Origin of the sequence: Clostridium sartagoforme, assembly GCF_004794105.1 — a bacterium.
Classification (GTDB): domain Bacteria; phylum Bacillota; class Clostridia; order Clostridiales; family Clostridiaceae; genus Clostridium; species Clostridium sartagoforme_B.
Window position 1 is genome coordinate 261,175 of sequence record NZ_SRYR01000001.1, and the last position, 16,888, is coordinate 278,062.

Sequence of the window (16,888 nt, forward strand, 5' to 3'; positions counted from 1 at the left end):
ATGAAGGTTGAAGGTGAGATGTATTTTTGTAGAAAAGAAGAAGGGTTATGACGTTGAAGGTAAAAGCTTACTTGAAGATTTTAAAAGCAACTTAGGCATTAATTCTTTAGAATCGGTAAGGTTAGTTAATAAATATACCTTAGGTGAGATTAAAGAAGAAGATTATAAGAAAGCACTTTATACAATATTCTCAGAAAGAACAGTAGATAATTTATATGAAAATAAATTTGAACTAGAAGATAGAGAAAGGGCTTTTGCAGTTGAGTTTCTACCAGGACAATATGATCAAAGAGCAGATTCAGCTTCAGAATGTTTTCAAATTTTAACTTCAGAAGAAAAAATAGAAGTTAAATGGACAAAGATAATAGTTTTAAAGGGGAATTTATCTAAAGATGAAGTTCTAAAAATTAAAAACTACTATATAAATCAAGTTGATTCAAGGGAAGTTGAAATTGATAATTTAGAATTATATTCAAAACTTCCAGAGCCAAAGGATGTAAAAATATTAAATGGATTTATAAATAAAAACTATGATGAATTAAAAGAGCTACATAGTGAAATGGGCCTTGCTATGAGCTTCGAAGATATAAAAATGATTAGGGATTACTTTAATGGGGAAAAGAGAGATCCTAGTATAACAGAAATTAAAGTTATTGACACATATTGGTCAGATCACTGCAGACACACTACATTTTCTACAGCTATTGAAGCTGTAGATATAGAAGAAGGTTTATATACAAAGCCTTTAATTAAATCTTACAATGCATATCTTAAATCTAGAAATTTTGTTTATGGGGAAACCAATAGAGATGAGACTTTAATGGATATAGCAGTAATAACTATGAAGGAAATGAGAAAAAGAGGACTATTAGAAGATTTAGATGTTTCCGATGAAATTAACGCTTGTTCTATAAAAGTTGATATCGAAACTAATGACGGAAATGTGGAATATCTAGTGATGTTTAAAAATGAAACTCACAATCATCCAACTGAAATAGAACCTTTTGGTGGAGCAGCAACATGTCTTGGAGGTGCAATAAGAGATCCACTTTCAGGTAGAACTTATGTATATCAAGCAATGAGAGTAACTGGTTCAGCAGATCCGACGGTTAAAGTTGAAGATACATTAAAGGGGAAACTTCCTCAAAGAACTATAACATTAGGGGCGGCACATGGATATAGTTCTTATGGTAATCAAATAGGACTTGCTACTGGACAAGTTGCAGAAATATACCATCCTAATTATGTAGCTAAAAGAATGGAAGTTGGGGCAGTAATAGCAGCAGCACCTAAGGAGAATGTAGTTAGAGAAGAACCAAAGAGTGGTGATGTTGTAATTCTTTTAGGTGGAAGAACTGGTAGAGATGGTTTAGGTGGAGCAACTGGTTCGTCTAAAGAGCATACAGAAGATTCAATTAATGAATGTGGAGCAGAGGTGCAAAAGGGTAATCCACCTACTGAAAGAAAGATTCAAAGATTATTTAGAAATAAAGAAGTTTCAACTATGATTAAGAGATGTAATGATTTTGGTGCAGGTGGAGTATCTGTAGCAATAGGGGAACTAACTAGAGGTTTAGATATAGATTTAGATAAGGTTCCAAAGAAATATGAAGGGCTAGATGGAACAGAAATAGCTATTTCAGAATCACAAGAAAGAATGGCAGTTGTAGTAAATAAAGAAAATGAAGAAAAGTTCATTGCTTTAGCTAAGGAAGAAAACTTAGAAGCTGTTAAGGTAGCAGTGGTTACTGAAACAGAAAGACTTAAGATGTTCTGGAGAGGAAATACAATAGTAGATATCAAGAGAGAATTCTTAGATACTAATGGGGCAAGACAAACTACTAAGGTTAAGGTTTTAAATCCAGAAAAATATCCATTTGAAGTTAATAAAGATTTAAATGTTAAAGAAGAATGGATTAATAATCTTAAGAAATTAAATGTAGCGTCACAACAAGGGCTAGTAGAGAGATTTGATGCGACTATAGGAGCTGGAACTGTGCTTATGCCATTTGGTGGTAAATATCAAAAAACACAAGCAGAAGGTATGGCAGCAAAAATACCAGTATTAAATGGAGAAAGTAAAGACGCTACATTAATGACATTTGGATTCAATCCTGAAATGGGAGTATGGAGTCCATATCATATGGCATATTATTCAGTTATTGAAGCAATAACAAAGCTTTCAGCTATGGGTGGGAATTATAAAAAGGCCAGATTAACATTGCAAGAGTATTTTGAGAGATTAGGCAAGGAAGATACTAAGTGGGGCAAACCATTTGCAGCTTTACTTGGAGCATATCAAGCACAAATGGACTTAGGTATTCCAGCTATTGGAGGAAAAGATTCAATGTCAGGAACTTTTGGAGATATTGATGTACCTCCATCATTAGTAGCCTTTGCAGTAGATGTATGTAAGGCAAATAAAGTTATATCACCAGAATTTAAGGAAATTGGGTCTAAACTTGTTCTATTAATAGCTGAAAAGAATGAGGATATGACATTAAAGGTAGATGAATATAAAAATAATTTAGAAATAGTACACAAACTTATACATGAAGGAAAGGTAATTTCTGCATCATCAATTAAGTTTGGTGGATTATCTGAGGCTATAACAAAGATGACTTTAGGTAATAAAATTGGGGCAAATATTAAAAATGTAACTAAGGAAGAATTATTTGGTCTTAACTATGGAAGTTTAGTTCTAGAGGTTAAGTCAGATGTAGAAGTCGATAAGGAACTGGCTGGTTGCGCTTATAAGGCAATAGGCGAGACTATTAAAAATGGGGCTATTATATTAGAAGATTACGATATTAACTTTGAAATTGAATCTTTAGAAAAAACATTAGAAGAGAAGTTAACAAAGATATTTAAGATAAAAACAGAAGATAAAAATGAAAAAGTAAATACTCCATTATATAAAGTTACTGAAGCTAAAACACCAACTATTAAGGTTGCAAAACCAAGAGTATTTATTCCAGTTTTCCCAGGGACAAACTGTGAATATGATAGTGCAAAAGCTTTCAGAAATGAAGGGGCAGAAGTTTCTGAATTAGTTCTAAATAATATGAACAAAGAGCTTTTAAATGAATCTATCTTAAAGATGGAAAAAACTATAAGAGAAAGTCAAATTATTATGTTACCAGGAGGATTTTCAGCTGGGGATGAACCAGATGGATCAGGTAAGTTTATAGCTACAGTATTTAGAAACGAAAGAATAAAAGATGCTGTTATGGATCTTCTTAAAAATAGAGATGGATTAATGTTAGGTATATGTAACGGCTTCCAAGCTTTAATCAAATTAGGATTAGTTCCATATGGTGAAATAGTTGATATAGAAGAAGATATGGCAACATTAACTTACAACGAGATTAATAGGCATATGAGTTCAATTATTAGAACTAAGATTACTTCAAATAAATCTCCATGGTTTAATGAAGTTAATGTAGGAGATATTCATTCAGTAGCAATTTCACATGGTGAAGGAAGATTTGTAGCACCTAAGGAACTATTAGAAAAACTTTCTGCTAATGGACAAATAGCAACTCAATACGTTGATTTTAATGGAGAAGTTTCTATGAACATGCCATTTAATCCTAATGGATCAATGTTAGGAATTGAAGGTATTACAAGTCCAGATGGAAGAATATTAGGTAAGATGGGCCACTCAGAAAGAAGAGGAGAAAGCTTATATAGAAATATTCCTGGTGATTTCGATCAAAAGATATTTAAATCAGGAGTACAGTATTTTAAGTAATACTTTAAATTGTTGATAAGAGCAAGATTAGTTTATGTCTTGTAACGAAGGTTCTTGTTTAATGAAAAAATGAAGAAATGAAAAAATGAATAATTAAGAATTAAGGAAACAACTCAGCGAAGCTGAGTTGTTGGAAATTAAATTTTTAGTAATTCCGGAGGAATTACATCAATAACTGCTAATTGTTAACTGTTAATTATTAATTATAAAAGGGTGGTTTTATATGAAAGTAGCAATATTTTTTGGAAGTAAGTCTGATACTGATGTTATGAAAGGTGCAGCTAACTGCTTAAGAGAATTTGGAGTTGAATTTAAGGCTTATATTTTATCAGCTCATAGAGTTCCTGAAAAGTTAAGTGAAACTTTAAAGGCAGCAGAAGATAATGGATGTGAAGTAGTAATTGCTGGAGCTGGACTTGCAGCTCATTTACCAGGCGTTATAGCTTCTAAAACTACTATGCCAGTAATTGGAGTTCCTATAAAGGGAGCTGTTGAAGGCTTAGATGCATTATTCTCAATAGTACAAATGCCAAAATCAATCCCAGTAGCAACTGTTGGAATTAATAATAGCTACAATGCAGGAATGCTTGCAGTTCAAATGCTTGCTATAAAGGATGCAGCTTTAAGAGAAAAGTTAAATCAATTTAGAACAGATATGAAAACTAAATTTATAGAAGAAAATGGACAAGGAGTGGATTTATAATGGAAAGATTAGAAATGATGTATGAAGGAAAAGCAAAAAAAATATACGCTACAGATAAGGCTGATGAAGTAATAGTTTATTACAAAGATGATGCAACTGCTTTTAACGGCGAAAAGAAGGGACAAATCGAAGATAAAGGTGTTTTAAACAATGCAATTACTTCAATGATATTTGAAATGTTAAATGAAAATGGAATAAAGACTCACTTTATTGAAAAATTAAGTGAAAGAGAACAATTATGTAAGAAGGTTGAAATAGTACCTCTAGAAGTAATTGTAAGAAATGTTGCAGCTGGATCAATGGCTAAGAGATTAGGATTACAAGAAGGTTTTAAATTAAAGACTACAGTTTTTGAATTATCATACAAAGATGATGATCTAGGGGATCCTTTAATAAATGATTTCCATGCAGTAGGAATTGGTGCTACTACATTTGAAGAATTAGAAAAGATTTATGCAATGACTGCAAAGATAAATGATTTATTAAAGGAGTTCTTCGCAAAGCAAAACATAAGATTAATTGATTTTAAACTTGAATTTGGAAGATATAATGGAGAAGTTATATTGGCTGATGAAATTTCACCAGACACTTGTAGATTTTGGGATGCAACTACAGGAGAAAAGCTTGATAAAGATAGATTTAGAAGAGATATGGGAAATGTAAAAGATGCTTATATAGAAATCTTAAACAGAATAAAGAAGTAATGAAAGAATAAAAAATGAAATAATGAAAATGAAAGAATTTAGGGTGAAGCTTCATAAAGTTTCCAAAGATAATAAAAAAGTAAATAGTTCAGTAATCTAAATTATTTTCCCTAATTTTTTCATTTTTTAAATCTTTTCATTTTTTAATTAATTAAAACTGGGGGTATTATTTTTGAGATCAAATTTAATTATAGATCCAAGTAACGATAAATTTAAAGATGAATGTGGCGTTTTTGGTGTTTATGTTAATAAGCCAATGGATGTGGCTTCAATGACTTATTATGGGTTATATGCTCTGCAGCATAGAGGTCAAGAAAGTGCAGGGATTGCTGTAGCTAATGGTGAAACTATAGATATTCATAAAGGAATGGGGCTTATAACAGAAGCTTTTTCTAAGGAGAGCTTAGAAAAGCTAAAGGGTAATGCTGCTATTGGACATGTAAGATACTCTACATCTGGAGATACAAGAATTGAAAATGCTCAGCCATTACTTAGTCAAACAAGACTTGGGTCCATTGCTATGGCTCATAATGGTACTTTAGTTAATGCAGAAGTTATAAGAGAATTATTAGAAGATGGTGGACATGTATTCCATACATCAATAGATTCAGAGGTAATAGCAAATCTTATTGCAAGAGCAGCAAAAAAAGGTATTGAAAGAGCAATATTTGATGCTATACAAGCAGTAAGGGGATCCTTTGCTATGGTTATTTTAACTGAAGATAAGCTTATAGGTGTTAGAGATCCTCATGGAATAAGACCTTTATGTTTAGGAAAAATGGAAGAAGGATATGTACTATCTTCTGAAAGCTGTGCTTTAGATGCAATAGGTGCAGAATTAGTTAGAGATATAGATCCAGGTGAAATAATAGTAATAGATAATAATGGAGTTAAATCATTTAAGTATTCAGAAAACACACAATGCCAAACTTGTGCATTTGAATATATTTATTTTGCAAGACCTGACTCAACAATAGATGGATTAGATGTACATGATTCAAGAGTTAAGGCTGGTGAACAATTATTTAGAGAGCATAAGATAGAAGCAGATTTAGTAGTTGCAGTTCCAGATTCAGGAATACCATCAGCTATTGGTTATTCAAAAGCTTCAGGAGTTCCTTATGATACGGGTTTTGTTAAAAATAGATATGTAGGTAGAACATTTATAACTCCTTCTCAAGAAATTAGGGAAAAGGCAGTTGCTGTTAAGCTTAATCCTTTAAAAGCTAATGTAAATGGTAAGAGAGTAATTTTAATAGATGATTCAATAGTTAGAGGAACTACCTCAAGACATTTAGTTGAATCTTTAAGAAGAGCAGGAGCTAAAGAGGTACATTTCTTAGTAGCTTCACCAATAGTTAAATTTCCTTGCTATTTTGGAATAGATACTCCATATAGAAGTGAATTAATTGGTGCAAAAAAGAGTATTGAAGAAATAAGAGAAGCAATAGGTTCGGACAGCTTAGGCTATTTAAGCATGGAAGGTATGTATAGTTGCTTTAAGAAAGACTGTGGATATTGTGTTGGTTGCTTTAATGGAATTTATCCAGTGGCAACTCCTATAGAAGGTGCAAAATAAAGCTGAAAGGTAGTGTGTTAAATGATAACTTATAAAGAAGCTGGAGTTAATATAGAAGAAGGATATAGATCAGTAAAGCTTATTAAAGAATATGCTAGTAGAACTATGAGTGAATATGTACTTAATGGTTTAGGAAGCTTTGCTGGAATGGTTGAACTACCAGAAGGGTACAAGAAGCCTGTATTGGTATCAGGAACTGATGGAGTAGGAACTAAGCTTGATATAGCATTTAGAACTAAGAAGTATGATACTGTTGGAATTGACTGTGTTGCTATGTGTGTAAATGATATATTATGCCACGGAGCAAAACCATTATTCTTCCTTGATTATATAGCTTGTGGAAAGTTAGAAGCTGAAGTAGCTGCTGATTTAGTTAAGGGAGTTTCTGAAGGTTGTATCCAAGGAAACTGTGCTTTAGTAGGTGGAGAAACTGCTGAAATGCCAGGGTTTTATAGAGATGGTGAATATGATATGGCTGGCTTTGCTGTTGGTATAGTAGATAAGGATAAAATTATTAACGGTAGAAATATAAAAGATGGAGACAAGCTTATAGGTATAGCATCTTCAGGATTACATTCAAATGGATATTCTTTAGTTAGAAAATTATTTAAAGATTTAAATGAAGAAGTAGATGGAAAAGAAGTATGGAAAACATTAATAACTCCTACTAAGATTTATGTGAAACCTATATTAAAGCTACTTGAAAGCTATGAAATTAAAGGTATGGCACATATAACTGGTGGTGGATTCTTAGAAAATGTTCCAAGAATGTTCAATGGAGATAACTTTACAGCAGTTATAAAGAAAGATAGTTATCCAGTACCTAATATATTTAACAAGATAATAGAAAAGGGTGTAGATAAGGATCATATGTATAATACCTTCAATATGGGAATTGGTTTTGTACTATGTGTAAATGAAGCAGATGTTAAGCCTATTATAAAAGCATTAATTGAAATGGGAGAAAAAGCTTATGAAATAGGTTATGTTACATCTGGAGGTGAAGGTTGTTGTTTAAAGTAGCAGTACTTGCCTCAGGGGGAGGAACCAATCTTCAATCTATTATTGATTCAATAGATAGTGGTAAATTAAATTGTAAAATAGAAATGGTTATAGGAAGTAAAGAAGGTATTTTTGCTCTAGAAAGGGCAAAACTTAAGGGGATAAAAACTTATATAATATCTAAAAAAGAGTATGGAGATAAGACTTCAGATAAGATACTGGAATTAACTAAGGGAAAGGTTGATTTAATTGTTCTTGCGGGGTATTTATCAATATTAGAGGGGGATATTCTTAAAGAGTTTAAGGATAGGATTATAAATATTCATCCTTCTCTTATTCCAAGCTTTTGTGGACCTAGAATGTACGGATTAAAGGTTCATGAAGCTGTAATAAACTCAGGAGTTAAATACACTGGATGCACAGTTCATTTTGTCAATGAAGAAGTAGATAGGGGGGCAATACTACTTCAAGAGGTAGTTCCAGTTTATTATGAGGATACGAAAGAAATTCTTCAAAAAAGGGTTCTAGAGAAAGAACATATACTATTACCTAAAGCAATTGACTTAATTAGTAAAGACCAAGTTGAAATTATAAATGGAAAAGCGAGAATAAATACAATTAATAATAAATAATGGATAATTGATAATTATGGATATAACTTAGGCAAGATGAGTTATTCATTTTAAGAAATTCCTTGGGGATTTCATCTTTAATTATTCATTCTTAATTTTAAAAAAGGAGTTATTTTAAATGATTAAAAGAGCATTAGTTAGCGTTTTTGATAAAGAAGGAATATTGGAGTTTTCAAACTTTCTACAAGATAAAGGAGTAGAAATTATATCTACAGGTGGTACTTATAAACATTTAAAGGATAATGGAGTTAATGTTATTGAAGTTAATGAAGTAACTAATTTTCCAGAAATGTTAGATGGTAGAGTTAAAACTCTTCATCCAATTATCCATGCAGGAATCCTTGCTATAAGAGATAATGAAGAACATATGAATACTATTAAAGAAAGAAATATTACACCTATAGATATGGTTATAGTTAATTTATATCCATTTTTCCAAAAGGTAAGAGAAAACTTAAGTTTTGATGAAAAGGTTGAGTTTATTGATATCGGTGGACCAACTATGCTAAGAGCAGCTGCTAAGAATTTTAAAGATGTAGTTGTTATATCTGATAAAAATGACTACAAGGCGGTTATGGAAGAAATATCTGAAACAGGAGAAGTTTCTGCATCATTAAGAAAGAAATTAGCTGGAAAGGTATTTAACTTAATGAGTGCTTATGATGCAGCCATTTCTAACTTCTTACTTGAAGATGAAGAATATCCAGAATATCTTTCAATCTCATACAAGAAAAAGCAAAGTTTAAGATATGGAGAAAATCCACATCAAAGCGCAGCATACTACAGCTCAAATGAGTTTGATGGGGCAATGAATAGCTTCGAAGTTCTTAATGGTAAGGAATTATCTTATAACAATATAAAAGATTTAGATATAGCTTGGAAGGTAGCTTGCGAGTTTGAAGAAGTAGCTTGTTGTGGACTTAAGCATAATACTCCATGTGGCGTTGCTATTGGAGAAACTCCACTTGAAGTTTACACTAAAGCATATGAAGCAGATCCAACATCAATATTTGGTGGTATAGTTGCAGTTAATAGAAAGATTGATAAGGCTACAGCAGAAGAAATGGTTAAAATCTTCTTAGAAGTAGTTGCAGCTCCAGAATATGATGAAGATGCCCTTGAAGTATTAAGAACTAAAAAGAATTTAAGAGTTATTAAATGTAACAATATTCCTAAGGATAAAAAATTTATGGTAACTGTTGATGGTGGAATCCTAGTTCAAGAAGAAGATACTAAGTTAACTGATGAAATTAAGGTGGTTACTGAAAAGGCACCAACAGAAGAAGAAATGAGAGATTTAATCTTTGGTATGAAGGTAGTGAAATACGTTAAATCTAATGCAATAGTAACCATTAAAGATGGAGTAGCAGTAGGGATTGGTGGAGGACAAGTTAATAGAATTTGGCCTACAGAAGATGCTCTTAAAAGAGGTAAAGGAGCTACTGTTTTAGCATCAGATGCATTCTTCCCATTCAGAGATGTTGTAGATACATGTGCTAAAAATGGAATAAAAGCTATAATTCAACCAGGTGGTTCAATGAGAGATCAAGAATCTATAGATGCTTGTAATGAACATGGGATAGCAATGGTATTTACAGGAATAAGACACTTTAAGCACTAATCAAAGATTAGTGCAATGAATAATGAATATTGATAGTGGATAATTAAGGAGAAAACTCATTAAGGAGTTTTTGAATATATTTGATTTTTAGTAATTCTGGAAGAATTACATCGTCAATTGTTAATTATTAACTGTTAATTGTCAATTGATATCTTGGGGGTGTAGAATGAAAATTTTATTAATTGGGTCTGGTGGAAGAGAGCATGCTTTAGCTTGGAAAATTGCTAAGAATGATAGAGTAGAAAAGATATTTGTGGCTCCTGGTAATGGTGGAACAGCTATAGAAGCTAAATGTGAAAATATTGATATTACAGATATAGATGAACTGTTAAGCTTTGCTATTGGAGAATCTATTGATTTAACAATAGTTGGGCCAGAAGATCCACTAACTAAGGGAATAGTAGATAAGTTTAAAGAAAAGGGTCTTAAGATTTTTGGACCTAGTAAAAGGGCTGCTAGACTTGAAGGTAGTAAGAGTTTTTCTAAAGACTTTATGAAAAAGTATGGAGTAAAAACTGCTGAATATGAAGTTTTTTATAATCATCAAGAAGCACTAGAATATTTAAATAAATGCCCATATCCTACAGTAGTAAAAGCAGATGGTTTAGCAGCAGGCAAAGGCGTTGCAATTTGTGAAAATAAAGAAGAGGCTGTTAAAGCAGTTAACTCCTTTATGATAGATGATATATTTAATGGTGCAGGACAAAAAATAGTAATAGAGGAGTTTTTAGATGGGGTAGAAGCTTCAATATTATCAATAACTGATGGGAAAACAATAATACCATTTATCTCTGCAAAAGATCACAAACAAGTTTTTGATGGTAGCAAGGGACCAAATACAGGTGGTATGGGAGTATCAGCACCAAATCCTTTTGTAACTGAAGAAGTTCTTAAAGATTTCGAAGAAAATATAATGAATAATACTTTACAAGGGATTAGAGAAGAGGGCTTTGATTTTAAAGGGATAATATTCTTTGGACTTATGATAACTAAAAAGGGATCATATCTTCTAGAATATAATGTTAGAATGGGAGATCCAGAAACACAATCGGTACTTAATTTAATGGAAAGCGATTTGCTTGAGTTAATAGAATCTGCTTTAAATGAAGATTTAGAGAATGCTGAAGTTAAGTGGAATACAGGAGCTTGTGTAAATGTAGTTTTAGCTTCAAAAGGATATCCAGGATCTTTTGTAAAAGGTTATGAAATTACTGTAGATAATGAAGTTAAAGATAAAGTATTTATAGCAGGAGCAAAGCTTGAAGATGGAGTTTTAAAAACTAATGGCGGGAGAGTCTTATCAGTAGTTGGAATAGGAAAAACTGTAGAAGAAGCTAGAGAAGATGCTTATAAATCAATTGAAAAGGTAAACTTTAAAGAAAAATATTATAGAAGTGATATAGGATTAGTATAATATAACACTAAGATAAGAGGTAAAAGGTATGTTTAATAAATTTAATATTAAGCCATTATGGGAAGTAAGTAAAATATTATCAGCAGTAGCACAAGGATTTCAAGGAGCTGATATTGTAATTACTAATGCTAAATTAGTAAATGTATGTACTAGAGAAATAATTGAAAATACTGATGTAGCAATTAGTATGGGAAGAATAGCTTTAGTTGGTGATGCAAAACATTGTATAAAAGAAAATACTAAAGTAATTGATGCTAAGGGACAATATATAGCACCTGGATTTTTAGATGGACATATTCATGTAGAATCTTCTATGTTAAGTGTTAGTGAATATGCTCGTTCAGTAATACCTCATGGAACAGTAGGTATTTATATGGATCCTCATGAAATATGTAATGTACTTGGTTTAAATGGTGTTAAGTATATGATTGAAGATGGAAAGGGAACTCCATTAAAAAATATGGTAACTACTCCATCATGTGTTCCTGCAGTTCCAGGATTTGAAGATACAGGAGCAGTAATTGGACCAGAGGATATAGCAGAGACTATGAAATGGGATAGTGTTGTTGGACTAGGAGAAATGATGAATTTCCCAGGAATATTATTTTCAACAGACCATGCCCATGGAGTTGTAGGAGAAACATTAAAGGCTAATAAAATTGTAACAGGGCATTATTCTCTACCTGAAACAGGAAAAGGATTAAATGGATATATAGCATCTGGAGTTAGATGTTGTCATGAATCTACAAGAGCTGAAGATGCTTTAGCTAAGATGAGACTTGGTATGTATGCAATGTTTAGAGAAGGATCAGCGTGGCATGATTTAAAAGAAGTAAGTAAATCTATAACAGAAAATAATGTTGATAGTAGATTTGCAGTATTAATATCAGATGATACACATCCTCATACATTATTAAATGATGGACATTTAGATCATATAATTAGAAGAGCTATAAAAGAGGGAATAGATCCAATAACAGCAATACAAATGGTTACTATAAACTGTGCACAATGCTTCCAAATGGATCATGAATTAGGTTCAATAACTCCAGGTAAATGCGCTGATATAGTATTTATAGAAGACTTAAATAAAATTAATGTAACAAAGGTTATTATTGATGGAAATATAGTAGCAGAAAATGGAGTTTTAACTGAAGAAATATATGAATATAAATATCCAGAAGATGCAATGAATTCAATGCATGTAAAGAATATAATAACTAAGGATTCTTTTAATATATATGCAGAGAATAAAGAAAAAGTAAAAGCAAGAGTTATGGAAATAATACCTGCAAGAGTTGGTACTTATGAAAGACATATTGAACTAGATGTTAAAGATGGAAGGGTTCAATGTGATACAAACAATGATGTTTTAAAAGCAGCTGTATTTGAAAGACATAAGGAAACAGGAACAGTAGGATACGGATTTGTTAAAGGCTTTGGAATAAAAGAAGGAGCAATGGCATCAACTGTTGCTCATGATGCTCACAATCTTTTAGTTATAGGTGCTAATGATGAAGATATGGCTTTAGCAGCTAATACACTAATAGAATGTGGCGGCGGAATGGTAGCTGTAAAAGATGGAAAAGTTATAGGATTAGTACCTTTACCAATAGCAGGTCTAATGAGTGATAAACCTTTAGAAGAAATGGCAGAGAAGGTTGAGTTATTAGGTAAGGCTTGGGAAGAAATAGGATGTAATATAGTTTCTCCATTTATGACAATGGCTCTTATATCATTAGCATGTTTACCAGAATTAAGACTTACAAATAGAGGATTAGTTGATTGTAATAAGTTTGAGTTTGTTCCTTTATTTATAGAAGATTAAAGAAAGTATTTTAGTATAAAGAGTGTAGTAATTTTTGCTACACTCTTTTTTAAAATGTATTGGGAAGAATAACAAATGGGTTATTAAAAAATATATAGTTATGCAATTTTTGTAAATTGTAATTAGTTAAATAATAAGATATAATAAACCTAAAATATTATAGGAGAGGTATATTATTTTATATCTTTTAATTTATGTAAATAATAGTAATGGTCTGGAGGCAAGACAATGGATAGAAGAGATTTTTCTGATTTAGAAGATCAAATTATGTCTACAGTTAAAAATGCACTTAACGCTATAGATTTCGCTAATTTAAAAAGAGATATTAGCGGTAAAGCTGAGGATACTTTAAATGAGTTTAAATCAAAGGTAAATGAATACAATAGAAAAATGGAAAATAAGTATGAGATTTTAACTAAAAAGCCTAAAAATGATGTATCTACTTATATTAGCAAAAGACCAGCTGGTAGTTTATCAGGAATATTTTATCTAATATTTGGATCAATAGGAAGTGCAGTTTTTGGGTTTTTAGTTCTTATATTTCTAATATTTATGATAGTTTTTGGTGGAACTATAGATAATATTCATATTGCTTTTGGAGTTTTATTTACATTTTTTCTAATAAGCTTAGGATTACTTTTTAGAGGGGTAAATTTAAGAAAAAGAATAAAACGTTTTAAGAAGTATGTAAGATTTATTGATGATGATAGCTATTTTTTAATTAAGGACTTAGCGAAATTTGCTAAAGAAAAGGAAGCTTTTGTTATTAAAGATTTAAATAAAATGATTGCTTTAGGTATGTTTATAGAAGGGCATATTGATGATGAAAAAACTTATTTTATGTTAAATGATGATGTCTATGGTGACTATTTAAATTTAAAAAGACAGCAAATGGATAAAGAAAGTAAAAAAGAAAAATTAAAAGAAGATGTTAATAATTCTGAAAAAGAAGAAGTAAGACTTATAATTGAAACTGGAAGAAAGTATATAAATCAAATAAAAATCATAAGAAATGAACTTTATAAAGAAGAAGTAGCAGCTAAATTAGATAGATTACAATATATTGCAAGTGAAATACTTAATTATGTTGAGAAGAATCCTAAAAAGCTACAAGAAGTTAATAAATTTATAAATCATTATCTACCTATTACTATAAAGTTAATTAATTCTTATAAGGAATTAAGTAATCAAATAGTTCAAGGGGAAAATATTAAAAATGCTAAAATTGAAATTGAAAAAAGTATTGATATTATAAATAATGCTTTTGAAAATTTATTAGATGATTTATTTGAAGATGTTGCTTTAGACATTTCTACAGATATTTCTGTGCTAAAAACTCTATTTAAACAAGAGGGATTAACAGAGGAAGATTTTAAAAAATAACTTTTAAATATAAGGAGGCATTAAAATGAGTGATGAGTTTAAAGAATCTATAAATATACAGCCAGAATTAGTATTTGAGCCATTTAAAGATGAAGTTATTAATATTAAAGTGGAAGAAGAAAAAGTTAAAGAAGAAGTAATTGATGAAATACTTCTAACTGAAGAAGAAAAAAAGATGGTAGAGCAATTTGTTGATAAGATAGAAATAACTAATTCAAATTCTATTTTACAATTTGGAGTAGGTGCTCAAAAGAAAATTTCTGATTTTTCAGAGACAGCATTAAATAATGTGAGAACTAAAGATTTAGGGGAAGTTGGAGATATGCTTTCTAATGTAGTTCATGAGCTGAAAAATTTTGAAGAGTCTGAGGAGAAAAAAGGTATCTTTGGCTTTTTTAAGAAGGGTAAAGAAAAGATTTCTCAAATGAAAGCGAAATACGATAAAGTAGAGGATAATATTAATAAAATGTGTAATATCCTTGAAAAACATCAAATACAGCTATTAAAAGATATAGCGATGTTAGATAAGATGTATGAAATAAATAAAGTGTATTTTAAAGAGCTTTCTATGTATATTTTAGCTGGAAAAAAGAAACTTCAAAAATTAGAGAAAGAGGAGCTACCTAAATTACAAGAAAAAGCAAAAAGAAGTGGACTTCCTCAAGATGCTCAAGAAGTAAATGATTTTCTGGCTCTTTGCAATCGCTTTGAAAAGAAAATCCATGATTTGGAATTAACTAAAATGATTTCCTTACAAATGGCTCCTCAAATTAGATTAATTCAAAATAATGATTCTTTAATGTCTGAAAAAATACAATCTACAATTGTTAATACTATTCCTCTTTGGAAAAGTCAAATAGTATTAGCTCTTGGAGTTGCTCATTCTACTAATGCAGCAAGGGTTCAAGGAGAAGTAACAAATATGACTAATGAACTTTTACGTAAAAATGCTGAGATATTGAAGACTTCTACTATAGAAACTGCTAAGGCATCAGAAAGAGGAATTGTTGATGTTGATACACTTAGATTTACTAATGAATCCTTAATTTCAACTCTTGACGAAATACTTAATATACAAACAGAAGGACGTCAAAAACGTAGAGAGGCTGAATTAGAATTAAGAAATATAGAAGATCAATTAAAAAATAAGCTTTTAGAGTTTAAATATTAAAGGTAATAATCATTCATAAATAAATCCACGGCATTAGATGTCGTGGATTTATTTGTGCTTTATATTTTAGATTACTCTTTAAAGTCAATAATTATATTATCACTTGCACCATGGTCATAGCCAGATATAGTAAAAGTATTAGTAGCATCACTATCTTTAATAAAGAAGAGTGCATATTCATTATTGTAGAAATGATTACCTATATAATTCTTATTACTATCTATAAGGAAGAATGGTGGAACTGAGTAATAATCAGAATTAGTACTAAAATCATAATATATTTTTATACTTATATCAGACTTCTCTATCTTATTTATTTTTAAAGTATCACCATTTTCGTAATAAAGAATATTGTTTTGAGAAAGATACAATTCATTTTGTGAGTTTGATATATTAGAAGTATCTATAGAAAAATCAAAGGTCCAATCTCCAGTAATCTCTTTATCGAGATAACCATTTTTAGAATCTTTAAACAAAACATTGAAGAATTTATAAGTAAGTGAACAATTTAAAAGCCTAGAGTCAGGAACTTTTTCAATGTCAAATAAGCTTATATACCTTATTTTATCCTCAGATATTTCAAATAATGATGAGGAAGTATCTCTATATTCCATATCATCAAAATACAGAGTATTGGAAATTGATATATCTTTTAAATTATTAATAAGATCTTTTTTTAAGTTCTTTGAAAGTTCACTATAATCTATAATTGATGAAATTATTAATTGATTTTCTTCAATCAAAACTTCTTCAAAAGTTATTGAAATATTATTATCTGTTACTGTTTTATTTATTAGATTTGTATAATTATCATAATATTTATTTTGAGATATGTTAAATATATTCTTTAAATTATTGCCAAGGGAATCTAAGACTGCACTAACATTTCCTGTGTTTAAAAGTAGGAAAGAAATCACAGATAATACTATAAGTGAAGCAATTTGCTTATAAAAAGGTCTTTTCCTAACATATATTTTTTCTGATACCATATCTTTAAACTTTTCAATTTCATATTCAGTTAGTTCTGTATTATCATAGTCATTAGTATTAACATCTATATTATTAAAAGCTTTATAAATATCTTTCAAAATATCACC

At 30.4% G+C, this 16,888-nt stretch carries 12 protein-coding genes; 11 read left to right on the top strand and 1 reads right to left on the bottom strand.

The annotated features are described in order from the left end of the window. Nucleotides 1-7 precede the first annotated feature (7 nt). The 11 genes from E5347_RS01115 (at nt 8) to E5347_RS01165 (ending at nt 15,791) form a co-directional block, all read left to right on the top strand. A complete protein-coding gene (locus E5347_RS01115; RefSeq protein WP_136003721.1) occupies nt 8-3,754 on the top strand; it encodes a phosphoribosylformylglycinamidine synthase in 3,747 nt (1,248 codons plus the stop codon). A 223-nt stretch (nt 3,755-3,977) separates the two neighbouring features. After that, nucleotides 3,978-4,457 (top strand): 5-(carboxyamino)imidazole ribonucleotide mutase, encoded by a 480-nt coding sequence (gene purE / locus E5347_RS01120; RefSeq protein ID WP_136003722.1) that lies wholly within the window; start codon nt 3,978-3,980, stop codon nt 4,455-4,457. Continuing rightward, nucleotides 4,457-5,161 carry a phosphoribosylaminoimidazolesuccinocarboxamide synthase gene (purC, locus tag E5347_RS01125; RefSeq protein WP_136003725.1) on the top strand — a complete coding sequence of 235 codons (705 nt, stop codon included), beginning with the start codon at nt 4,457-4,459 and terminating at the stop codon, nt 5,159-5,161. The genes purE and purC overlap by 1 nt, the downstream gene beginning before the upstream one ends. Nucleotides 5,162-5,333: 172 nt before the next feature. After that, nucleotides 5,334-6,740 carry an amidophosphoribosyltransferase gene (gene purF, locus E5347_RS01130; RefSeq protein ID WP_136003727.1) on the top strand — a complete coding sequence of 469 codons (1,407 nt, stop codon included), beginning with the start codon at nt 5,334-5,336 and terminating at the stop codon, nt 6,738-6,740. Between the two features lie 21 nt (nt 6,741-6,761). Then, complete coding sequence (purM, locus tag E5347_RS01135; RefSeq protein ID WP_136003729.1) at nt 6,762-7,763, top strand: phosphoribosylformylglycinamidine cyclo-ligase; 1,002 nt, start codon at nt 6,762-6,764, stop codon at nt 7,761-7,763. Then, a complete protein-coding gene (gene purN, locus E5347_RS01140; RefSeq protein WP_136003730.1) occupies nt 7,751-8,374 on the top strand; it encodes a phosphoribosylglycinamide formyltransferase in 624 nt (207 codons plus the stop codon). Before purM ends, purN begins: the two co-directional genes overlap by 13 nt. A 118-nt stretch (nt 8,375-8,492) precedes the next feature. After that, the gene (purH, locus tag E5347_RS01145) at nt 8,493-9,995 is read left to right on the top strand and encodes a bifunctional phosphoribosylaminoimidazolecarboxamide formyltransferase/IMP cyclohydrolase (protein WP_136003732.1); all 1,503 of its coding nucleotides are present in this window, start codon (nt 8,493-8,495) and stop codon (nt 9,993-9,995) included. 166 nt (nt 9,996-10,161) lie between these two features. Further along, nucleotides 10,162-11,409 carry a phosphoribosylamine--glycine ligase gene (gene purD / locus E5347_RS01150; protein ID WP_136003734.1) on the top strand — a complete coding sequence of 416 codons (1,248 nt, stop codon included), beginning with the start codon at nt 10,162-10,164 and terminating at the stop codon, nt 11,407-11,409. Nucleotides 11,410-11,437: 28 nt separating this feature from the next. Beyond that, a complete protein-coding gene (gene ade, locus E5347_RS01155; protein ID WP_136003737.1) occupies nt 11,438-13,237 on the top strand; it encodes an adenine deaminase in 1,800 nt (599 codons plus the stop codon). 228 nt (nt 13,238-13,465) lie between these two features. Next, nucleotides 13,466-14,620: a 5-bromo-4-chloroindolyl phosphate hydrolysis family protein gene (locus E5347_RS01160; RefSeq protein ID WP_136003739.1), complete on the top strand. Its 1,155-nt coding sequence runs from the start codon at nt 13,466-13,468 to the stop codon at nt 14,618-14,620. A 25-nt stretch (nt 14,621-14,645) separates the two neighbouring features. Beyond that, nucleotides 14,646-15,791, top strand: coding sequence for a toxic anion resistance protein (locus tag E5347_RS01165; protein WP_136003741.1), 1,146 nt, complete (start codon nt 14,646-14,648; stop codon nt 15,789-15,791). A 71-nt stretch (nt 15,792-15,862) separates the two neighbouring features. Here E5347_RS01165 and E5347_RS01170 read toward each other — a convergent pair whose 3' ends face one another. Next, complete coding sequence (locus E5347_RS01170) at nt 15,863-16,879, bottom strand: DUF4179 domain-containing protein (protein WP_136003743.1); 1,017 nt, start codon at nt 16,877-16,879, stop codon at nt 15,863-15,865. Nucleotides 16,880-16,888: the final 9 nt, after the last annotated feature.

What these genes read in the sequence shown, in the direction of transcription:
- purE (WP_136003722.1), top strand. Translation starts at nt 3,978, where the DNA reads ATGAAAGTAGCAATATTTTTTGGAAGTAAGTCTGATACTGATGTTATG.
- purC (WP_136003725.1), top strand. Translation starts at nt 4,457, where the DNA reads ATGGAAAGATTAGAAATGATGTATGAAGGAAAAGCAAAAAAAATATAC.
- purM (WP_136003729.1), top strand. Translation starts at nt 6,762, where the DNA reads ATGATAACTTATAAAGAAGCTGGAGTTAATATAGAAGAAGGATATAGA.
- purH (WP_136003732.1), top strand. Translation starts at nt 8,493, where the DNA reads ATGATTAAAAGAGCATTAGTTAGCGTTTTTGATAAAGAAGGAATATTG.
- purD (WP_136003734.1), top strand. Translation starts at nt 10,162, where the DNA reads ATGAAAATTTTATTAATTGGGTCTGGTGGAAGAGAGCATGCTTTAGCT.
- ade (WP_136003737.1), top strand. Translation starts at nt 11,438, where the DNA reads ATGTTTAATAAATTTAATATTAAGCCATTATGGGAAGTAAGTAAAATA.
- E5347_RS01160 (WP_136003739.1), top strand. Translation starts at nt 13,466, where the DNA reads ATGGATAGAAGAGATTTTTCTGATTTAGAAGATCAAATTATGTCTACA.
- E5347_RS01165 (WP_136003741.1), top strand. Translation starts at nt 14,646, where the DNA reads ATGAGTGATGAGTTTAAAGAATCTATAAATATACAGCCAGAATTAGTA.